The sequence below is a fragment of the Haladaptatus litoreus genome, from assembly GCF_900156425.1.
GTDB lineage: Archaea > Halobacteriota > Halobacteria > Halobacteriales > Haladaptataceae > Haladaptatus > Haladaptatus litoreus.
The window spans coordinates 1-21568 of the sequence record NZ_FTNO01000003.1; the positions used below are offsets into that span (position 1 = coordinate 1).

15 protein-coding genes and 2 pseudogenes are annotated in these 21568 nt (G+C 52.9%); 9 read left to right on the forward strand and 8 right to left on the reverse strand.

The genetic code is table 11. The features are described from left to right. The first annotated feature begins 508 nt into the window (after positions 1-508). On the forward strand, positions 509-1678 hold the full coding sequence (locus BW974_RS14345) for an ABC transporter substrate-binding protein (protein ID WP_175609703.1): 1170 nt from the start codon (positions 509-511) through the stop codon (positions 1676-1678). A 17-nt stretch (positions 1679-1695) separates the two neighbouring features. On the opposite strand, the gene BW974_RS14350 is transcribed toward BW974_RS14345, so the two are convergent. Then, positions 1696-3345: a glycosyltransferase family 39 protein gene (locus tag BW974_RS14350; RefSeq protein ID WP_139328881.1), complete on the reverse strand. Its 1650-nt coding sequence runs from the start codon at positions 3343-3345 to the stop codon at positions 1696-1698. A gap of 1221 nt (positions 3346-4566) precedes the next feature. Here BW974_RS14350 and BW974_RS26505 point away from each other — a divergent pair. Both BW974_RS26505 and BW974_RS14360 read left to right on the forward strand, forming a co-directional pair. Further along, entirely contained in the window at positions 4567-5130 is a 564-nt protein-coding gene (locus tag BW974_RS26505) for a hypothetical protein (RefSeq protein WP_245800162.1), read from the forward strand. A 78-nt stretch (positions 5131-5208) separates the two neighbouring features. Next, the gene (locus BW974_RS14360) at positions 5209-6423 is read left to right on the forward strand and encodes a glycoside hydrolase 5 family protein (RefSeq protein ID WP_245800096.1); all 1215 of its coding nucleotides are present in this window, start codon (positions 5209-5211) and stop codon (positions 6421-6423) included. Positions 6424-6931: 508 nt separating this feature from the next. Here BW974_RS14360 and tbsP read toward each other — a convergent pair. Further along, positions 6932-7735, reverse strand: a complete 804-nt coding sequence (gene tbsP / locus BW974_RS14365) for a transcriptional regulator TbsP (RefSeq protein WP_076430974.1) — start codon at positions 7733-7735, stop codon at positions 6932-6934. 384 nt (positions 7736-8119) lie between these two features. Here tbsP and BW974_RS26510 point away from each other — a divergent pair, with 384 nt between their 5' ends. Both BW974_RS26510 and BW974_RS27165 read left to right on the forward strand, forming a co-directional pair. Continuing rightward, positions 8120-8359: a hypothetical protein gene (locus BW974_RS26510; RefSeq protein WP_245800097.1), complete on the forward strand. Its 240-nt coding sequence runs from the start codon at positions 8120-8122 to the stop codon at positions 8357-8359. A 1878-nt stretch (positions 8360-10237) separates the two neighbouring features. Continuing rightward, positions 10238-10532: pseudogene (locus BW974_RS27165) on the forward strand (DUF7539 family protein). A gap of 602 nt (positions 10533-11134) precedes the next feature. Here BW974_RS27165 and BW974_RS14380 read toward each other — a convergent pair. Together BW974_RS14380 and BW974_RS26515 are read right to left on the reverse strand one after the other, a co-directional pair. Continuing rightward, positions 11135-12322 carry a CBS domain-containing protein gene (locus BW974_RS14380; RefSeq protein ID WP_076430975.1) on the reverse strand — a complete coding sequence of 396 codons (1188 nt, stop codon included), beginning with the start codon at positions 12320-12322 and terminating at the stop codon, positions 11135-11137. Between the two features lie 342 nt (positions 12323-12664). After that, a complete protein-coding gene (locus BW974_RS26515; protein WP_245800098.1) occupies positions 12665-12811 on the reverse strand; it encodes a hypothetical protein in 147 nt (48 codons plus the stop codon). 134 nt (positions 12812-12945) lie between these two features. Here BW974_RS26515 and BW974_RS26520 point away from each other — a divergent pair, with 134 nt between their 5' ends. Further along, positions 12946-13095, forward strand: coding sequence for a hypothetical protein (locus BW974_RS26520; RefSeq protein ID WP_245800099.1), 150 nt, complete (start codon positions 12946-12948; stop codon positions 13093-13095). A gap of 353 nt (positions 13096-13448) precedes the next feature. On the opposite strand, the gene BW974_RS14390 is transcribed toward BW974_RS26520, so the two are convergent. The 3 genes from BW974_RS14390 to BW974_RS14400 form a co-directional block, all read right to left on the reverse strand. Further along, positions 13449-13718 carry a hypothetical protein gene (locus BW974_RS14390; protein WP_139328882.1) on the reverse strand — a complete coding sequence of 90 codons (270 nt, stop codon included), beginning with the start codon at positions 13716-13718 and terminating at the stop codon, positions 13449-13451. A 267-nt stretch (positions 13719-13985) separates the two neighbouring features. Beyond that, positions 13986-15476 carry a fluoroquinolone export ABC transporter permease subunit gene (locus tag BW974_RS14395; RefSeq protein WP_245800101.1) on the reverse strand — a complete coding sequence of 497 codons (1491 nt, stop codon included), beginning with the start codon at positions 15474-15476 and terminating at the stop codon, positions 13986-13988. A 52-nt stretch (positions 15477-15528) separates the two neighbouring features. Continuing rightward, positions 15529-16383 (reverse strand): ABC transporter ATP-binding protein, encoded by an 855-nt coding sequence (locus BW974_RS14400; protein WP_076430978.1) that lies wholly within the window; start codon positions 16381-16383, stop codon positions 15529-15531. A 284-nt stretch (positions 16384-16667) separates the two neighbouring features. Between BW974_RS14400 and BW974_RS14405 the strand changes: the two are divergent. Further along, positions 16668-17090 (forward strand): annotated as a pseudogene (locus BW974_RS14405) (FAD-binding oxidoreductase); the annotation flags it as partial. A gap of 80 nt (positions 17091-17170) precedes the next feature. Here BW974_RS14405 and BW974_RS14410 read toward each other — a convergent pair. Further along, entirely contained in the window at positions 17171-18880 is a 1710-nt protein-coding gene (locus BW974_RS14410) for an outer membrane protein assembly factor BamB family protein (protein ID WP_084186298.1), read from the reverse strand. 263 nt (positions 18881-19143) lie between these two features. Between BW974_RS14410 and BW974_RS14415 the strand changes: the two genes are divergently transcribed. Continuing rightward, positions 19144-19533 carry a PIN domain-containing protein gene (locus BW974_RS14415; RefSeq protein ID WP_076430980.1) on the forward strand — a complete coding sequence of 130 codons (390 nt, stop codon included), beginning with the start codon at positions 19144-19146 and terminating at the stop codon, positions 19531-19533. Positions 19534-19817: 284 nt separating this feature from the next. Then, a complete protein-coding gene (locus tag BW974_RS14420; RefSeq protein WP_084186299.1) occupies positions 19818-21326 on the forward strand; it encodes an amidase in 1509 nt (502 codons plus the stop codon). The last annotated feature ends 242 nt before the right edge of the window (positions 21327-21568 follow it).

Genomic DNA, 21568 nt, shown 5'->3' on the forward strand with positions numbered 1-21568 from the left:
GTCGAAACCGCAACTGACCATGGGACACTCGACGCATTCTCCTCCGAGGGCGAAGACGATGCTGAACCAGACGACTGCGACTGTGACGGTCTCGGTGACTTCCCGTGTTGGCCGTGTGTGAGAGCGGGACGAAAAGAACTGCCAATTAACCCCGCCCCCTCTCAGTGATGACTTGTCGACAGACGCTGACGGAATTATAAAATGAGTACTACCGAGACTCTCTTGCACCGCGTGCCGAATTGTTCGTCACGGCAACCACTGGCACTGAATATGAGAATGTCAACTTCGATCCAGTGGTTGAAAAAATGAGAATCCTCCTCGAAACAGGACTGGAAGTTTAATACATGAGCACCTGCTTATCTAAGCAATAGCTTCTATGTATACGCGTCGCAAGTGCCTCAGATCGGCTGCGGCGAGCGTGGTAGGTATCGCTAGTCTTGCCGGTTGCTCTTCGAATCGAAGCGAGGTCGAAAAAACGACAACCAAGCAAAAAACCCAAGATGAATCGATGTCGCTCGAAATCCAACATTCTTGGACTCAGGCCACTGAAAAAGACGCGATTACGTCGCTCTTCGAAGGGTTTCAAGATTCCCATACCGAGATAGAAATCAACGAACAGACGGTCGCCGGTCGAGGAGGCGGCAATCTACAAACAACAGTGAAAAAACGAATTATCGACAACGACCCCCCTGACTCGTGGCAATCTTGGTCGGGGCAAAACCTCCGAACATACGTGGACGCAGGGGTACTCCAACGGCTTCAAAATGGGATGTTACAAAAGATGGGGTGGAACGCCTTTTCACCGATATCGAAACAACTCACGAAGATCGACGGATCGTTCGTTGCGGTTCCGCTAAATATCCACCGTCTAAACAATTTGTTCTATAACGTCGAAATCATGGATGAGGTGGGTATCGATCCACACACCATTCAGACACCACGTATGCTGATAGACACCGTAAAATTGGTCGAAGAGACGACTGATAGTAGCGGTGTCGTACACGCCACCAAAAACGTCTGGCCGACGCTGGAACTATGGGAATCGGTGTTGCTGGGTGAACACGGCTTCGAAACGCACCAGGCCATTGTCAACGGAGAGATGCGTTCGAACGAACGAGCGGTGAGGGAGTCGCTCGGCCTCGTCGATGAATATCATGAACAGTCCCCCGACGGCATCGTTTCGTCTAACTGGCGCGAAGCAGCAAGACAGTTCCAAAGCGGGAACGTCGCCTTCTTTCATCAAGGCGATTGGGCTCCAGCGGCATTTCGGAACGACGATTTTGAATTCGAAATCGACTGGAACTGTACCGCATTTCCCGGGACAAACGATCAGTACCTGCTGAGTATGGATTCGTTCCCATTTTCGAAGCACAGTTCTGCTAAAACGGCACTTTTCAAATTCCTGCAATACGTTAGTTCGGTCGAAGCACAACAGCGATTTACGCAAAAGCGAGGTTCGATTCCACCGAGGAAAGATGTGCCAGCATCGGAATACGACCCCTTCTATCGTCGCCAGATTAACCGCTTTCGAAAAACGAACACCCAACTTCCGTCGATAGCGCACGGATTGGCGATTCCACCTGCATCACGGGCTGATCTAACTAGCGCGATGCAAGATTTCACTTCCACTTGGGATGTCGAGCAGACGACGCGGGAGATTCTAACGATGTTCGACTGAGAAGTAGAAGCGTAATTTTATCCGTTGTTTGAGGTGGACACGTCTGACTTACGTTCGTATATAATGACCCCCTGATTTTGGTACACTTGTCGATACTCGTCCGAGCGATTTAGTCCCGTAATGAATGCTCGTTGCTGCTTGTACTTGCGTCCATACACCGTGTACGCGCCTTTCGGCACGTAGATGTAGTCTGGATTCGTCTCGGTAAGCGCGATATTTTTATCCAGATCGTCGGCACTCTTGGCTGTCGAAATCCGCTGATATGCCGTGTGTTGCCACTGGTATGCGACCGAACTTCGTTCCCACTCAACGCCCCACGGACCGACAACGTTTGTCCGATTCGCCAAGTACGGAAACCATTCTGCGGCATCGCCGATGACCATAAATTCGGCAGAAGAATCGATGTTTCGTTGCACCCACTGCATCGCGGCGTAATCCTGTTCATCGATAAACGAGGGCATCGAATTGCTCCCCTCATACTCGTTCACCGACCCGGAGACATACAGAGTCATGATGTTTGCTCCAAGGAGTGAAAGCACTAGGAGAATCGCAGTGAGTGTATGTTGTCGAGATAAGACCGGTTCTATCCGTTGTGCGATCCACGGCACAGCACCATCGAGGACAAATACGGCCGTCACCAGTGACCCGATTACGGCGATGAATCGTGTTTCACCGGTCGTCCCACCGACGAGGAGCAACCAAGACGGAAGGAAGAGACGGCGCTCTGCGAGTAAGTACACGACCCCAGCAGCTGGAATCGCATACCACAACGAAAGGAGAACTATACCATAGAGATTCGGAGACGGTGAAATCCCCGCTGACAGTTGCTGCGGTGTGAATACCACGTCTACTATTACACCGAGGCCGCCTCCCAGACCGCCGTGCGTACTTGACGCTGAAACGAGGTTCTCGAGGCTGTAGATGGAGATGATCCGTCCCCACCACGGGACCGTTAGAATAACCCCACAGATACCGACGAGGATCGCGTCTGTGAATCCTTGAACCGATGGAGCGTAGCGAACAGTAAACACGCTGATGCCGATTGCGAGAAAGACAGCATATTCCGGGTGCGTGAGTGCGGTGAGCGTAAACCATACGATCGTCGGAACGATCCAGCGGCGGGAACCAGTTTTGCAGAGACGCAAGGCCGTGTACAGTCCGGCGAGCGAAAAAAAGAAAGCCGGTGCTCGAACGATACCACCTGCGGAGAAGTGCCATCGAACGAACGCCGGCGTCACCGCAAGAATGAAGCTCGCCAAACCTGCTCGTTTTGGCGTCTGGAGCAACGATTTGGAAAGCAAATAAAATGGAACTAAGCTGGCAATAGTGATCACTCCAGGGAGAAAGCGAGAGAGCATGAACAAATCGACACCTAGGATGCCATGGAGAGCCGAAAGGCTGTAAAAGATCAGCGGAGGATACGCAAATGGAACTCCGTTCGCCGTGTACTGGGGCACGACGCGAGGAAATTGATAGCCGTTGTTCGCTATCTGTTCGGAAATCGAGAGGAAAAGCCCACCTCCGAAGGCCGGAAACTGATGCGTGGCGAGATAGCTACTGTATGTGAGAAGAGAAATGAAAAGAGCGGGTGTAAGCCAAAGATATTCCAATAACCATTCATTTATATCTTCGCATTCTCCATCTGAGTTAGATAAATCAACTTCCATCTCGAAGGTCAGTTTCTTAGGGCAAATTCCGAGTAATCATGGCATCGTCTTCTATGTTTTGAACTTCCTCACAGGCGCGACCCGAGTGGCCTGCTTTATTAATGACTGATGGCCACAATGCCTATTACAACTAGGGGATCCTATAGAAATCACTGACGAGTATCTATAATGAGTAATACAAGAACGGATGCTGACCAATATGGTGACCGATTGGGGGCTGTTTTCAGCAGACTCTATGAGGGTTTTTTGGCCACCTTTTTCAGCGGATACCGAAGGATCGTCTTTATTTTCGCGACCTCGCTTTTCGTGAGTAGCGTCTATCTTCTCACCCACCCATTTCCAGCATACGGTGCTGGTCTATTTCTCGAGATGGCCGAGGCCGTCGTGAGTAAAAACTACGCCCTTCCCACGAAGGTGGCTGGGTATACACATAGCGGTGTTCCCTTTGCATATCCTCCGCTCGCGTTTTACGCTACCGCGCTTCTGCTCGATATCGATATCCATCCGCTCGTAATTACGCGTGCAGTTCCAGCTGTCGTCACCTCTGTCTCTTTCACTGCATACTATTTTCTCGCTCGCGAATTTCTCCCATCGTCGCGACGTGCGGGTGTCGCGGCCCTTATCGCCACAGTCACTCCCACGTTGCTTCAGTGGCATCTCTCGGCTGGTGGAATCGTTCGGGCACCTGCTTTCTTGGTTCTTCTCACGGGACTGTACGTTGGAATTCGATTATTCCGCTGCGGACAGCGATCTACCCTCGCTGCAGCGTCAGTTCTTTTCGGTGTAATGATTTTAACTCATCCGACATATTCGGTCTTTTTCGGTGTGAGTTATCTCCTCTTTTTCCTCGTCGAAAATCGGTCGTTCAGGGGATTTCTCAGTGGGATTTTTGTCGCTGGAAGTGGCCTGATAATCGCAGGCCCTTGGATTGCACAGGTTGCTACCTCTCACGGTGTTTCTGTTTTCACATCGGCGGCGGGTACCCATGGTGGATTGGGTGCGGGCGCGACGATGTTTTTCGAACGGCTTACAGATCCATTTGTCAGCTTTCCTGCCGTTGTTTTGTGGTATATACTCCTCTGTTTTGGACTCTACTACTTTGTTACTAGACGGCAGTTTTTTCTCCCCACCTGGTTCGGTATCTCGATCTTTTTGATGGACGAGATACGGTTTGCGTTCATTCCTGGTGTTATGATTATCACTGTTGGATTGACCGATATCGTGCCAACGATTCACGCCCGACTTCGGAATTCACGCCGGACGGTCACATCACTCGTTGCTGTTCCGGCGCTCGTACTCGGATTGCTTGCGTGCCTCGGTATCCTGTTCGTCGGCGGGCACTCGGTAGCAAGCCAACCATCGATGCCAGCGTTCATCGATCACGAAGACACCGAAGCAATGGAATGGGTTCGATCGGAGACACCAGCCGATGCGGAGTTCGTGGTTCTCGGCGATGCCGCAGAATGGTTCCCACAGCAGACCAACCGGACGATTCTCGTCGGCCCGTGGGGCGTCGAGTGGAAGACACCACAAGCATACCAGCGCCAGAAGGATTCCTATATCACCCTCTCTGAGTGTGACACTGCCCGGTGTTTGACGGACAATCTCCAGTCTCAACCCAGACAACCGGACTACCTCTACATCCCGAAAGGCGAATATACGGTTCGCGGACAAACGATTACCCAGATCGATAAAATGCGTCTTTCGCTCGAACGAAGCGACCGATATCGAATCGTACACGAGAACGACGGCGTACTCATCGTTCGAACGGTCCGTACGAATTGAGCGCTGAGGAGACACTCGTCCACTGTATTCTTCTCGGCAACAGCATTTATAAATCGACTCTACTATCCCCCCGTACGAATGGATAATTGGCTTAGCCGCCGTCGGTTTCTCGAACTCTGCGCAACGACATCCACTGCCGGTTCTGCTGTGAGTGCAGTTCGTCAAGCATCGGAAGATGACGGTTCGAAATACGCACCTCCACGACTGCACTCTGCCGGTTCGACGCAACTTCACTCTCAGGCCGAAGACACTGCACCTGTCGATATCCGCGGTGCCGTCTACGTTCCAACGCGTGCGTTTAATCGATATCAGATGTGGCGAGAGTATGACCCCGATGTCACCGAGCGTGACCTCGGTTATGCAGCACGTTTGAATTTGAATTCGATCCGAACGTGGCTTAGCTACGAGTATTGGCTCGAAGACCGCGAGGCACATGGCGAAAAACTGGAGCACTTTTTGGAGACTGCGGATATGTACGGAATCCGTGTTCTCCTCGGGCTTTTCGACAGTATCGGCGAGGAACCGACGCTCGATAATCTCATTGGCTCTGATCTACATTCTGCTGTGCAGACATTTTCCCCATCAACTCGGACGATGCGGAATCCAACCCTCTGGGACAACCCTCGCGATTTTATCCTCTGGTTTATGAGACGATACAATAACGATTCTCGACTGCTTGCGATCGAGCTCTCGAATGAACCAGGCTGGAGACCCGAACGCAGACGCTTTGTCAGAGGAATGTCAGATATATTTACCCTCCATCGTGGTTCCATTCCGTTGACGATCGGATCAACGAGTCTCACGAATAATACCGACTATCTGGAGTGGGGGATGGACATTTTGCAATTTCATTACAACTTTGCACAATCTCCGTCCCACTTTCGCCGAGTACTTCGTCAGGCGGAACACATCCAATCCAAATACGAAACACCCGTGTGGCTATCTGAGTGGCAACGAATTCGACCGGGTGGTTCGTTCTTTGCCGATCTCGACGGCGAAACACGGTTTCCGGACTACTCGTCGATGGCTCGGTTACTCCAGACCACGAATATCGGCAACTTCTTTTGGTCGCTTATGCTCCGACCGGCCTCCGAGTTACACTTCCGTCACCAAGGGATGGTAAACGGACTCTTTCATGAAGATGGCGCCGTTTGGAGTCTGGATGACGCTCGAGCGATCACAGCGATGTCCGGCGACCCCTCGTTTGGGGGCACCGAACGGCAAGCGTATCCAGACTGGATGGCCGAATTGAAGTCCCCGACATACCCACGATCCAAACCGTATCCGCGGTAAGCGGGTTCGACTTCAGCGTGAACTCGTTACGCGTGATGAAAAGTCGAGTAGTAATGCCCACTGAGTTACCACTTTACTTCAAAGGTAAGGACAGGCAAGTGCGAGAATTTGTACGAATTGTAGTGAAATGTGATTCCGTAGGCGTCGAGTCCGTACTACGCAACGACCACAGATTGATTTGGGGATCTCGGGGTAGTCTACTTCCGCTTGTAACTCCAGTCGGTTGTGGATATTTGCTACCGAGTGACCCATAGCAGTGGCTTCTAACGGGCACATTTGTCATTCACGTTCGAGCTCCCACCGCCATTCAATCCAGTGCTGGATGAGCTGGTTGACGTTGTAGAAGAGGATATCGAACCGGAAGACTGTGACTGCGCTGGCCTCGGTGACTTCCCGTGTTGGCCATGCGTGCAAACGGGCCGGAAGGAACTGCCGAACTAACTACCGTTCAGCTTTTTTATCTCTAGCCTGTAATTGACGGTCTCAGATCGAATCGACTAGCGAACGCTCACGAAGAGGATACTGCAAGACTGTCAACATCCTCAAGATCGCCTGGTGCCAAGAGCAATCGAAGCCGTGGCCGACCAACATCGATCGGTACTTTCTCCGTCTCGATAAGGCCACGATCCTCAAGTTGCGTTTTGGTTCGTGAAAAGGTCGCTTTACTCGCGAGGCCAATGTCCTCACCCCACTTACTAATATCATAGAGCAGCACCTCGTTGTTCGCCGCCACCAATAATGCGAGGGCCACTTCATCGAGATCACCGCCCTCTTCAGGAATCGTCTCGGCTGATTCAACAATCATCGTGAAATCGCCTTCAACTTCATCTCCAAATTCCTCACTAAGCGTTCCTTGGATACGCGAAAGTGGCGGGGTTCGCAATGTGAATGCATCACCGTCCTCCCAATCATCGAAAAACGTCGACTGTGCGTTTTCAACTAGTTCGTCGTCTGTTGAGCGCAGCCCCGTCAACCCAGCATCCAACGTTACAACAGTTACGATTGCATCATCGCTGACGAGCAACGAAGTTCGCGCAATGTCTGTGGTTGTCCGAAGTTCGAGTGATCCTTGGTCGATCAAATCGGCCACCTGACTTGCGAGAATGAAATCTTCTAGTGACGCTTTCAGTACATTTGGGTCGGCAAGTACCTGTAGAGTAGGCAGTTCATCATTGAACGACGCTGCCGTTAGCATTATTGTTTGGAAAACATCTGGTGCGGGATTGACGATGAGTACCGAGTTTGATTCTTCGAAGAATGCGTGGATCACGTCGGTGAATTCTTGATCTAGAACGGTTACATCTGTGGACATACTCACCTATATGAGCAGCACCTCCATTGTTCTGCGCGCATTACTACTCGAAGGCTCTTCCTAAGAATAGAAGACGGATTAAAGTAACTCCATGAATCCTATTAGGAGAATTTTATAACCACAGAGTTGTACGCACGAGAGGTTTCTCCAACGAAGACAAATTGATGATTGAAACACAAATGCGTCCCATATTGATCCTCTAATCTAGGGAAAGACAATTTGTACGAAACCAACTGCAGACTGTACCCCTACCGAGACGGCACAGCAACGCGCACAGTTGGAGCAACTCTCCTTCGACATCGATCCCCCCGGACTCGTAGAAGTCACCAATGAGAGCCACGAGAGCCCTGCAAACCACCACAGTACACTGTCTCCATCGACGACGTGACCGAGGACCTGATGGCCTGCACGTGCCCACACCATGTTCACCGCAACGCCTTCTGCAAACACATGGCCGCCGTCGAAACCGCAACTGACCATGGGACACTCGACGCATTCTCCTCCGAGGGCGAAGACGATGCTGAACCAGACGACTGCGACTGTGACGGTCTCGGATATCACCGACCAGTGAACGCTCACGGAACACGAGACGCTACGACTGAGGATACATTGAGAGAGATATAACAGCACGCGACCGATATCGCCGCCGAGTACTTCCCGGGACGCTTGAGAGTTTCTCCTCGGGCTGAAGAACGACGAACCTAAGGAGTGCGACTATGTGGGTTTCAGCGGTATCTCGGAACCGATAAGCCGACTTCATTAGTAATATTCGACACAGTAATAATAGTAAGTATTATGCCATTTTGGCGGTAAAATATATATGTAGAGAAAGTGTCTGTGCATTGCTATGGAACTACTACATCGGTTACGCGGTGCCTTCAGTTCAGAAACCCCGTCTCAGCAGACAGAACAGCAGGTACGGGCGACTGGTGATATTTTTGAATGCGAAGAATGCGGTACCACCTTTATCTCGAAACCATCCTGTTGTTCAAAGTGTAACCAGAGCGACTTCCAGAATCTCGGCAGTTGTTAATCCGACATCTCTCACCATTCTCTTTGTACTGATATCGTTTCTAACTGTTGGCGTCATATACAACCCTTATCTTTCACTTTTGCGCGTGTTGATAATTCACGGTAGAGTGCCCCTACTACCTATAAAACTGCCCTTTAGGTGTTCCGGGGGACGAGTTACTCGACGTCTTAAACAGGAGTTAGACAATGTCACGGCGGGCCAGCCTACATTAGTACTGCTCGGCAACGGGAGGACCACAAACCTCACAGTACGCTTATCAACTACAGACATCTCTCTTTTAAGACTGTCATACTAACGGAGTTGCTTAGGTTCCAAAGTAGTGTGACTGACATTCATCGTGCTATCGAGGTGTCTGATCACGATCAAGGACTAGATCGTCTTCATCGCCTTGCCATCGGAACGAAAAGAAGAGAGGTTCGTTGGTAGCGAACTGACCCAACCACATTTCAAAAGCCCACGGAGTGGTCGACGTGTGAAAACTGTGAAAATATGCTCTGATACGAACGGGGGTGGATTCGAACCACCGGGGCCAGGAAGTGGCCGCCATCGACACCACGTCGATGGTGCTTCTACCAACAAGCAACCCGTTCTCGTCCCAGAACTCCCTGCGAGTGGAGCGTGGTCATGCCGGGAAGAGTGGGCACGACTACGCCGGTATGGAACTGGCGTGAGATGACCACATTTGATTCTTTGTGCTTGAACGTCGCAGGCGCATGGTTCCAGGCACGTTCCTACGACGCTCGCACCTTTTCCAATGACTGCGTTGAATATTGTTATACGGTGCCTGAAGTAGTTGAGAGAGAGAGATGACATTGAGTATGCTCTTTATTGGACTGTCCACCTCGGGAGATTCTAGAGGAGGTAACTTGATCTCTAACTCGATCAAAGTCGTGAATTAGATTATATCTTGATCGAATGTGGGAGTTACCACTCCAACAGTAGTACGAACAAGATTCCCAGGAAACTGAACATAACGAGATACATCGTTGCAAAGACAATACCACGTGTGAACGCCCAGTAGCTCCAAAATCCAATGACTGCGAACGAAGAAAGAATAAAATTTTTACACTTTCTGTTTGGAAAGTAATCATTATACCACTGTTGTTCAGATAGCGACATTGCACTCTGTTTGTACGTCTAGCTCCTTATTTCCAACCGCCACAAATGACGGTCGGTGACAATAAAATCCTCACGTGAGAAGTACGACCGTAGTCCTTTGGGGCACTCAACGAGGATATTCGAACTCCACAACCCTCTACCGAAATCCCCACCAGAAGATACGTGAGGTCGCTCTGAGGACAGTTGACACCATCGATTTTCGTTACGACTGGTGTATTGGTCGTGCTGGCAGGATGAGGCATACTCCCAAAAGAGATTACCCGTTACCTTTGCGAACGGGCCCGCGCTTTGACGAGGCTCAGCCACTCCTCGAATTAAGGCACACTCACACAGATGAACCCCCCGAGGAGTTGCAACGGCTCGATGCGCTCGATTCCGTAATGGAACGGCACGGTGGCGATGGCGTGTGGGGTACCGATCAGTACGGAATCCACACAGGGGGGGACCACAAGTTCGGACAGTTCGATCGGAATCGTCTATGTGTACCATCCCCAGATCACCAAAGATTCCGTGCTTCAGGGGGACGATGGTATCGATGACGAGACCGAGGAGAAATTCAACGCCGCGCTCTGGCAGTATAGCGAACGCGTTGCAACACTCATCGAAGAACGATTTGACGAGTTCATCCGCCAAACGCAGGGATAGCTCTGTGTTCAATGTAGTCTCCTGAATGTGATCGGTTCATCCACAACTGGAATGACCTTCTCACCACCGCTGCCACAAACGAGATGAAAAACGACGGCAATCAGTACGACACCGCTCATCTTTCCTGCTCGTGGGTTGATCGCCACTGAGACGAATACATTTGTATCTTCGATCACCGCTACTCGAAACCCTGTTAGATTCAGTTACGTTTGGATCGCTCATGTTCTGGCGTGAGGTTGAGAAACACGTCGTCTTCAGCACCACACTCTGGACAAGCATGCACGAAGTGGAGGCCGTCGTCATCGCGCTTTTCGATTCGCCATTCCGACGGAGATCGTGCTTCGTTCCTACACACCGAACAGCGTTTGCACCGAACAGCGTTTGGGATGATCCTGTAGATATGTTCCCATGAAATCGATGAACGATTTCGTTCCATGACGGTATTTCGGCATCTCTTGTCTGTACAGTGAGCTCGCGCATCAATGCATTTCATCCGCTTGTCTTTCAGAGGTACTGAGTACCTGATTTAGCCCTGCTTTGAGAGCAAGCGACTGGTAATGACCCCGGATCGTGTGGTCATCTTGTACTGGAAGTCGAGAACGCTATGCGCCGAGCCACCAGCCGTACAGTTGCTCTTGCTCCTCAGTGTCTGGATGCTTCTTCGATTGGCCGTAGGTCTTGCCTTTGAGGAGTTGGCGTTCGACTGCGTTCGCGGCAAGACGGAGTGCATGGGTGGCTCCGTATCCCTCCCCTTTGGCGGTGAAGTAACCACGGTCGGTGACAAGCCGAATCCGTGCCAGCACCAATGGCACTCCTCGACTCTGTTCTTTGTGCTCGTGCAGTTCGATACTGGCTTTGATTACGTTCATCTCACCATACTTCGAGGTCACGCTGTCGATCAACGCGGAAACGTCATCGTAGTCCATTTCATCGAGCAACTTGAGACCGAACACCTGCACGGGACGCCGTTCTTCTTGTTCCCACGTGAGCGCCTCAATGACGTCCGTCTTCGTGATGATTCCGACCGGTTCGTCCGTCTCGGAATCCGTGACGACAAGTGAGGAGATCTCTTGATCAAACATCGTTTCGACTACCGCATCAAGCGGTGTGTCTCGCTGAACCGTCGCAGCTACATCGGACATCAGGTTCCGCACCGGCAGATCGAGCATCCGGTCGGAAGTACCGTCACGTTCACCGAAGCCGCCGCGACCACTAAACTCGTCTGACGAGCCACCCTGACTCTTGTTCCCCCCACGTGTCGTGAATTCGATGACATCGTACAGACTCAATATCCCGACGAGTTCGTCATTGTCAATAACTGGTAGGTGTGCGATACGTCCTTCTCGGAGCGTGTTGAGGGCTTTCCCCATCGTGGTCATTGGGGAGACACTGATGAGCTTCGTTGTGTACGCATCGTCAACAGTCACCGCGTCGAGGAACGGGCTCACGGCCTCCAAGACGGCATCTGCAGTCACCACACCAACGACGCGATCTTTGTCCAACACTGGAAGCGTCTTGGCGTTACTCCCGATCATGAGCCGTGCAACCTCACGGACATCTTCGGTTCGGTCGACGGTTGGGACGTGTTGTACCCGTGAGCCAACCTTCGCCGAGGGTTGATTGGACGACGAGGCCAGTTGTCGGCGGCTGACGACGCCCCGATACTCGTCACCGTCCGTAACGACGACGGCGTCGAGTTCTTGATTCTCGAACGCACCGGCGACCTTCGAAAGGGGTGCCCCGATGTCGAACTCGGTGAACTGTGTTGAAACGATCTCAGAGATATCCATTGTGTACTCGTTACTAAAGGGAACGTGAACGGTTATGCTTGCCTCACCTTTTGATGACACGAGAGAATTGATTTTGAGAGGCGATTTAGGGTCACAGACTGTGCCCTCGATATTACTTTGACCGCACCGTCCGTGCTTGCCGCCACTATCTGTGGTCGATTACACCGTTGTAATAGAGGGGGGATCGCGAGAGCGAACCCCTCCATTTCGCAGAAATAGACGTACTTCACCGTCACCAACCCACTAGTACCACCATGTGTCACCGGCAACGCGGTATAAATATCGTGTGATGGTGTGATTCAAGCTAAGGTTCTGCGAACCCCCGTGATTACAACGCTATACTCAGCGCCCTCCGTTTCGTTCTGCGTTGGTTTCGTGTGCTCGCATCCCCCCAGCGAGGTCGGGGTGGGCGAACGTGATCTCGATGTGATGGTCGCCGACACCCATCGCATCGTCAATCGACAGCGTTCGAGATTCCTTGTCGGTCACGCTAGGTACACGCTCTGCCATCTCCTCCATCACCCGATACCCGTCATTTTTGTACGCACAGCCATAGTGCGTCGCCGCTCCCGATAGCGTAACCGTGCGATCATTGCATCATTCGTCTTGGCGACGTTCTTCGCATGCTCAAGCACATCGAGGTATTTGTCCTCAACCTGCTGACTCTCGGTGCGCTTCTCGCGGAAGTTGACCAGTTCGGTGTTCTGTTCTGCGCGCTGGACGGTCTCGAAGAGCTGCTGGCCTGTATTCGATGCTTTCGCGACGTGGTTTGATAAGCTGTCGTCTACGCTCCTTGGTCACGTAATTAGTCACGCAGAGAAAATCGCTACTGTTGACAGCACTGAACGACGTTGAGGTGGACACCATCGACGCAATCATAGCCGAGGTTATCGCCCTTAGAGATTCAGTTCTCGATCGGTGATCGCGATTACGGTGTCGTAATCTCCCCCGGCAGGCCAGTGTAATTCACACCACTACCTTTCTTCTCTTCCCATCTGCGGGAAGAGAAGAAGAAGAGATTACACCCACCAGTAGCCGACCGTTCATTCCACCGCCCGAGGGGGCGCATGGTACGCCCTCGCTATGTCCGAACGGGCGTCACTTACGCCCGGACAACTAGCCCGAATTACGACACCATAATTTCCTCCGTCTTCTCATCGTCCCCGTCGGACTCAACGACTGCCGACGAGAGGCCGTCGAACTCCTCGTCAACATTCTCTACCACGTCCGTCTCCGCAGCCGTCCCTGTCAGTGTATCGACCGTCTCGACGTCGTCCTCATCACAGCTGTCCTGCTCGGCTCCGACCACCTTGACCATCTGGGTGGTAAAGAACGTCTTCCACTCGTCTGCGTCAGCAACAAGCACGTTCTTGCCCTTACAACGCTTCAACGCCACAAGATTCCCCGGATCTTCAGGATTGGGCGTCTCGCTCTGACTGGTTCCTCGTGCGACAAATCTCGCTGCACCGTCCTGTACAACGCGTCACCCGCGGTGTCGGAACGACACGTCGCGCTCACCGGCTTGCACCGCGAACCCATCGAACGGCGAGGAGTCTACCGTCGATGAGCAACTGCCCCATCGTGTGGCTGACGCCGCTGCCGATGAAGAACACCCCGAATCCGAGACCGAGAGTACAACGAACTCGGACAGACTGACCGACCCTCAGTCGGCCCTCCGAGCGAACCAGTGGCCGAGACCAGATATCACCAGCAGGTGAACGACAACACCGACGAAAAGAAAGACTGGCCAGAGCGCCTCGCCGGCGACACCAGAGACGACGGCCTTAATCGGCCAGTACGTCGGTAGAACACCGACGGCGAGCTGAAGCGGCTCCGACACCACGACAATCCCGACCACGGGGCCCAGGATGACAAGGTTGATGAGTTTGCTGATTGCGATCCCCTCGATGGTATTCGACGCCACTGTCCCGAACACCAGTGCAATCGTTGGACCACTGAGCGCGCCAACTGCCGCCGACCCGACGAGGACTGCCGGCGGGACCTGTACGAGCCCGATGACGGCCAGTGCCGGAAGAGTCGCCACCAGACTAAGGGCGTACGCCGATATTCCCCGGTACAGCAGATAGCCGCGGGCGGAGAGCGGACTGACGCGATAGGCCGCGAGAACGCCTTGCTCGCGGTCCTCCAGTACGAACATACCGACGATGAACCCATAGATCGCCGGACCGAACGCCACCATCGACGCGACGACCACGGGATAGAACGGTTCCAATGCGAACACGGATGCGGCCAAGTCCGCCACGATCGGCGCGCCGAATCTGACGACGACGGCGAGTGCAAGCGGCCCGACGGCGGCGATCGCCAGCATCGGATCACGAACCCAGTTCCGGAAATCGGCCAGTAACAGTCCGACCCAGGGTGACCGGGAGACGAGCCGAGATCGACCGTGTTGCTGATGCGTTTGCGGGACTGTATCTCGGCCGAGTTGCCGGCCCGGGTCGCCACCGCGAACGACGTGCTGACGGAAGGTTCGGCGCGCCCACAGATACGCCACCACGTTGGCAACGAGGAGATACCCGACGCCGTAGAACAGCTGCCACGCGGGGAGTGACCGGAAGCCCCCCTCGACGAGGAGCAGCACCGGTTGCGCAGGCAGGAGGTAGAACAGCGGTGTCTCGATGATCCCGACGTATCCAAACAACGGGAGGAACAGGACTGTCCCCCACCCGACGGCACTGATGAAGTACTCGTTGACGGAATCATATCGAGCGACGACAACGAATCCGATGAGGACGAACAGTGTCGCAGACAGACAAACTCCACCAATAAGGATTCCCAACCTGGACGTCCTCCCGTGTCCCAGTACAGCAACGAGCGTGGACGCGACCACTGCGAGCAGCGATAAAGTCAGTACCTTCGACGCGAGATACCCTCGGTCACCGAGCGGCGACACCACCAGCGCATCCAGCACCCCTTCCTCCTTCTCGAACAACACCATCGAGGCGATGAAGTAGAACCCGAGGATAGTCGGATCAGTGACGATGAGCAACACTGCGGCGTCGGTTCGAAGGTCGGGACCCACGGCCTGGAGCCCCACAATGAACGCCAGTGTGAGAACCGCGTAGACGGTGTAGAAGCCGTACTTCACCTGGAGCCGCACGTCCCATCCTATCATCGTCCGGAGCGCGCTCACCACGATTATTCACCCGACCGCCGAGACGTACTCCAGCCAATCGAGAGACTCCTCATGTCAACGCTTCTCCAGTCACTTCGATGAAGACGTCTTCGAGCGTCGCCTCCTCCGTGTGGATCGTCTCAATCCGACCCTCTCGCAGCAGGCCCCGGAACTCGTCGTCGGTATCGAGGTCAGCCAGCGAGAACTCACGAGCTTCGGCCGTGCCGTCGATGCGATACTCCACGCGGACGGTCGGTTCGCCGTATTCGAGCTTCAACGTCCGGGGGGCGTCGATCAACGCGAGCTGGCCGTCAACGATGAACGCGACGCGATCACACACTTGATCGGCGACAGTCATGTCGTGGGTCGCCAGGAAGACCGTTCCCCCATCAGTCCGAATATCTTCGATCACGTCCTTCATCGCGCGGGCGTATCCAGGATCGATTCCCGCCGTCGGTTCGTCGAGGAAGACGAGCTCCGGGTCGTGGACAATCGCACGGACGAAGTTCAGCCGCATCTGCATTCCCTTCGAGTACGTCCCCACGCGGCGATCTACTGCGTCGGCCAATCCGACTCGGTCGAGCAGCTCGTCCGGGTCGCGAACGGCCCCACCGTAGAGCGAGGCGAACAGTTCGAGGTTCTCCCGCCCAGTCAGTTTCTGGTAGAGGTTCGGCGTCTCCGCGGCCACTCCAATTCGCTCGTACAGGTCACTCCCCCACTCGCGAACCTCTCGATCGAATACCTTCGCCTGCCCCCTGTAGTCGTCGAGGAGACCGATGAGTACCTTTTGGGTTGTGCTCTTGCCGGAGCCGCTCGGGCCGAGGAACCCGAATACCTCGCGGTCCTCGACGGTGAAGCCGATGCCTCCCAGCGTCCTCCGGTCGGCTCCAGTGTACGTGTACTCGAGTCCCTCGACGTGAATCATGTTCGTGATGTGCGAATCCACCTGTTTAAACGATATGCTACTGTAAACCGCTGTGCAATCGTTGCTGCATTGTTGATGGGCTGGTGCCGGTGTTTCGCCCACGAGGTTGGGAGCCAGGTGTTCGATATCGTAGCGTTCGCCGCTAAGTGAGGGCACTCCCAGTAGCGAGTTCCTTCAAGTGCGAATGAGAGATTCTCACGTAGTGAAAATTATTTCTAGGTGATTATAGGTCCACGTCTGCCCGATATACTGCTGTTCATCCCGGTTCGGTAATACCCGGACCAAGAGAGCACGACCTAGAGATCCCGATCCACGGCGGACATAACGGCCAGGGCCTCGCGATGGTCGACGACGGCCTCGTCATCGACCTCTCGGAGATGACCGGCGTCCGCGTCGACCCTGACGTCCAGACCGTCCGGGCCGAGGGCGGTTGCACTTGGGGTGACATCGACCACGCCACCCACGCCTTCGGCCTGGCGACGGTCAGCGGGATCTACTCGACGACCGGCGTCGGCGGGCTGACCCTGGGCGGGGGTCATGGCTATCTGACCCGCAAGCACGGCCTGACAATCGACAACGTGCTGAGCGCCGACGTCGTGCTGGCCGACGGACGTCTGGTCCACGCCAGCGAGACCGAGAACCCGGATCTGTTCTGGGCGCTCCGCGGTGGCGGCGGGAACTTCGGCGAACTCGCATTTGGACAGTTCTGTCACGAGTCGTTCCTCGCTAAGATGTGGTTATGGGAAAATCAAGACGCATTACAGCAGTGCACCCCGAGAGTTTCTAATTACTGATCACCAGTCCTGTGACGAAGTGCATATAATCCAGCTCCTACAACCCCAAGTAATGCGGTACCGATTCCGAATCCTGGTTGTCCGTCATTAGATATTGATTCTGTCGCAGTCGTTATTGCGTTTGGCGTCGATGTCTCTTTATCCGTCGATTTGGTAGTTGGTTCTACTGTGGTTGATTGAGTAGTGGTGTTTGTTGTTTTAACTGTAGATGTGTTCGTAGTCGTCTCAGTACTCTTCCGTTCCGTAGTGGTCATGGTTGTTTCCGGCTTGGATGTCGGTACTGTCCGTGTTTTCCCCTCGTCAGCAAATCTCTGATTACAATCTGGTGGAGAGTTACGGCCCGCATATGCGAGAAGATATGCATCCTCGCCTTGCCCGACGTCATCGGTTGCCTGATATACTGTCCCATCTCCAACTGCTGGAGGATATACACTCAACATTCCCGATGGCGCAATGTTCAACTGTGCTTCTCCAGTCGTTTTATCGAGTGCATAGAAACCTCCTTTTATTCCCTCTGACGGAGACTCAGAGCAGGTTCGGTAGCGAGCGGCTGCATACAATCTCTTTGAATCCACGACCGGTGCACCAGCTAAATTGGCTGGCGTCTCGAATCGCCACTGTTCTTCGCCGGTGGTTCGATTGAGTGCAAAGACGGTTCCGACAGCATCAAGCGATGTATCCGTTTTTTCGTACCAGCCAAAATTCTCATTGCTGCGTGTAAAGACGTATAGTTGTGATTCATCAACGGCTGGAGAACTCACATCGACTGTTCCTTCACGGACGGAAAGTGACTTCGTCCATTGTACAAATCCGTCAGCCGCTGAAAGCGCGCTTATTTCCGGCGGCATCTTTTCTGACTCTCCTCGGCTAACAAAATAAATTAACTCTCCATCGACAGTTCTTGGAAATCCACTAATTGCAGTGGGTACAGCTACCTGCCACTGGACTGCCCCCGAGTCGATATCATGTGCGATGATTTCATCTGTGCGGTCTTGATTAGAACCATCGACTGTATATGTGTAAAGATTGCCATTAGCAATACCGATCATACGCATCCTGTCCGTTATTTTCCACCGTGTCTCTCCTGCTGAAGCACCTAGTGCGACGATATAATCCCCTTGATTAACAATCACTGTGTTGTCTGCGACGCTGAAGGCGCCAGAACGGAGGTCATCGCGCTTCCACACCTCTTTGCCAGTTTTCGCATCGAGTGCAAATACCCCTCCAACGACGCTATCTCCCGTATTCTCCTCACCTTCTCCTGCAACAAAGTACAAAATACCGTTTTCAACGGCTGGAGCGTCGTATACATTTCCATACTCTACTGGGCGATCATATTGATCTCTCTCATCAGCAGGTCCATTGGTTGTCCATACATGTTCTCCTGTCTCTGTCTCGTAGGCCTTAACCGCACCCGCCAATGTCCGGTCATCGGTTCGTACACCAGTATAGACCAATCCATTCGCTACGGTAGGTGTTCCACTCATATACCCAACGTAGTTAGAGGTCCACTCGACGCCGACTTCCTTAGCAAGTATTCCTTCTGATTGCGTTGATCGTGTACGCCCGCTTGTTCCCCAAGGACGAGGCCATTCTTCAACTGTTGATTTTGAGGACGAACTGGAGATCGCAGTAGCTGTGTAGTTTCCGATGAGCGCAGTAGTTGTTACTCCAACTGTTTTTACGAAAACTCTCCGGTTCATTAGTATTTCTTGCTCTCTCGAACACCAGAATAAGCTTTGTGTGAAAAATATCCTGGAAATGAAATACTACTCCAACAAGATAGGTTCTATTTTATAATTTTGCCGATTGAACCATCCATGCATGATGATCGTCGGATGACCACAGATCAGTTCTTTAGTGGTTTCGAGGGCCGCCTCGAGAACTTCCAGCGATGTTTCGGACAGACCCGAAACGGTGATCGCCCTCTGTCCGAATTGTCACTACCGTGTCCATCACGGAAACGATGGGGACGCATACAATCGCGAACTCGAAAACACGTGAACTCATTGTCACACTTGAACCCGGGCTTCTAACTCCTGAAGTTGTCTACGACGAAATCGGAAACTACGAAGATCTTATCGTTGAGAAATCAGGCATGGATACACATCGGGTCAAGCAGTTTATCGAACTACTCTTTCAGTATATCGACGTGGTTCCCGCAACAGACTTCTGCCCCTTCATTGAGCAAGCCAATGACGCGATTGGTGCGACAGACCCTGACGATGTATTGTATATTGAATGTGCGCTCGCTTGTGAGGCAGGCGTCTGGAGCGACGACTCTGATTTCGATGAGCAAGGTCTGGTACCGGTGTATTCGACGAGTGACGTTATCACTTCATTCGACACAATTTAAGAACGAGAATAGCAGCAAGCCACTGATCCCACAGAATGATGAGCGGCACCGAAACGCGCGCAGAAGACAGATAATAAAAATTCGGAGAATTGCGACTGCGATGGCCTCGGTGGCTTCCCCTGCTGGCCGTGCGTGCGAACGGGACGAAAGGAACTGCCGAACGAACCACCACTTCAGCTCTTTGTATCCATAGCACGGTAAGTGATGTTCCGTATGTCACTGATGAGCGTAGGTGTCTATATCTTTATGCAGTTTGATGGCCTCCTCTTTGAAGGAGGAGAAGTATGTCAACCACCGAATTTCAGTTGGAAGAGACCACTGTCGACGATATCCACCGAGCGTTTGAAGCAGGCGCTATTACGAGTCACGAGCTCGTCCAACAGTATCTCGAACGGATCGAAGCCTATGACAAAGACGGACCGGCGCTTAACTCCATCATTCTGGTCAACGAACAGGCAACCACCCGAGCTGACGAATTGGATGCTAAATTTGATGACACCGGTGAATTCGTCGGCCCCCTCCACGGAATTCCCGTACTCGTAAAAGACGCGCTTGAGACGACTGATATGCCGACGTCGTTTGGCTCAGAAGCCTTCGCAGACTACATAGCTGAGCACGATGCGACCGTTATTCGGAACCTTCGGGAAGCGGGAGCAGTTATACTTGCAAAAACCAATTTACCGGACTGGGCGACCTCTTGGTTTGGATTTTCGTCCATTACGGGCCGAACGAAGAATCCGTATGCGACGGATCGAGATCCAGGTGGCTCAAGCAGTGGGACTGGCGCTGCAGTAGCCGCCAATCTTGGTGCCATTGGTATCGGCACCGATTGTGGAGGGTCAATTCGTGTCCCCGCCTCGTTCGACAATTTGGTTGGATTTCGTGTGACTCCTGGCCTAATCAGCCGGGAAGGGGTAAATCCTCTTGTCTCTCATCAGGATACGGCTGGACCAATGACACGAACCGTCAGAGACACTGCTAGATTACTGGATGTCTTGATTGGCTACGATCCGGACGACCCACTCACTGCTGTGACTGAACTCGAATCCATTCATGGTTCATACGTCGATCAGCTTATGCCAGACGCCCTCCGGGACGCACATATCGGTGTTGTCCGTAATGCGTTCGGTGACAGTGAGAACCCCAACGCAGCACCTGTCAACGATGTCATCGAAAACGCTCTCATCGCAATGCGCAACTCCGGTGCAAACCTAATCGATCCGATCGAACTCCCGAATCTCGACGATCATCTTGCACACACCATGTTGTACGTACTGCAGTCGAAGCGAGACATCAACGGCTTCTTGGCACAACGAGACGTCCCAGTCGAGACAGTTGACGAGCTCTATGAGACGGATCAGTACCACGAACTGCTAGATCTTTTCATCGCATTTGTCGAAGATGGTCCTGACGACTTAGAGAACGAGGTTGAATACTGGCGAAGCCGAACAGCACAGTATACTTTCCAGCAAGAGATCCTCAATGTTTTTGCAGAGCATGATCTCGATGCACTGGTGTATCCAGATGTCCAAGTGATCCCACCATTAGAAAGTGAGATTCGAGAGGGCAAATACGAGACAATGACGTTCCCGACGAATACACTTATTTCATCTCAGTCGTTATGCCCTGCGATGTCAGTGCCTGCAGGATTCACCGATGACGGGCTGCCGGTTGGGATTGAATTTCTTGGAAGGCCCTATGATGAACCAACAGTGCTCGGGTTTGGCTATTCGTTCGAGCAGGCAACCCACCATCGACGGGCACCAGAGACCACGCCGTCGCTTTCGAAATAGGGGATGAAGCTCCGTCTCATTTCACTCAATGGTGATTTCTATCTTTGCTGCCATTCCCCGACTGCCAGAGAGGAAAACAAATTATCTTTTAAAAATCTCGAATATGATTGTGTCGACAATATAACCGACAACGGAACATTCGATATCTGCCCGTCGGACGACGAGCGTATCAGTGGCCCGTACACCGGCTACGACACGTACGGCACCGTCGATCACACCTACTGGACGTGTGAGGACTGTAG

What these genes read in the sequence shown, in the direction of transcription:
- BW974_RS26520 (WP_245800099.1), top strand. Translation starts at nt 12,946, where the DNA reads ATGCTCAAGCACATCGAGGTATTTGTCCTCAACCTGCTGACTCTCGGT.
- BW974_RS14415 (WP_076430980.1), top strand. Translation starts at nt 19,144, where the DNA reads ATGGGGACGCATACAATCGCGAACTCGAAAACACGTGAACTCATTGTC.
- BW974_RS14400 (WP_076430978.1), bottom strand. Translation starts at nt 16,383, where the DNA reads ATGATTCACGTCGAGGGACTCGAGTACACGTACACTGGAGCCGACCGG.
- BW974_RS14380 (WP_076430975.1), bottom strand. Translation starts at nt 12,322, where the DNA reads ATGGATATCTCTGAGATCGTTTCAACACAGTTCACCGAGTTCGACATC.
- BW974_RS14360 (WP_245800096.1), top strand. Translation starts at nt 5,209, where the DNA reads ATGGATAATTGGCTTAGCCGCCGTCGGTTTCTCGAACTCTGCGCAACG.
- tbsP (WP_076430974.1), bottom strand. Translation starts at nt 7,735, where the DNA reads ATGTCCACAGATGTAACCGTTCTAGATCAAGAATTCACCGACGTGATC.
- BW974_RS14410 (WP_084186298.1), bottom strand. Translation starts at nt 18,880, where the DNA reads ATGAACCGGAGAGTTTTCGTAAAAACAGTTGGAGTAACAACTACTGCG.
- BW974_RS14420 (WP_084186299.1), top strand. Translation starts at nt 19,818, where the DNA reads ATGTCAACCACCGAATTTCAGTTGGAAGAGACCACTGTCGACGATATC.
- BW974_RS14350 (WP_139328881.1), bottom strand. Translation starts at nt 3,345, where the DNA reads ATGGAAGTTGATTTATCTAACTCAGATGGAGAATGCGAAGATATAAAT.
- BW974_RS14345 (WP_175609703.1), top strand. Translation starts at nt 509, where the DNA reads ATGTCGCTCGAAATCCAACATTCTTGGACTCAGGCCACTGAAAAAGAC.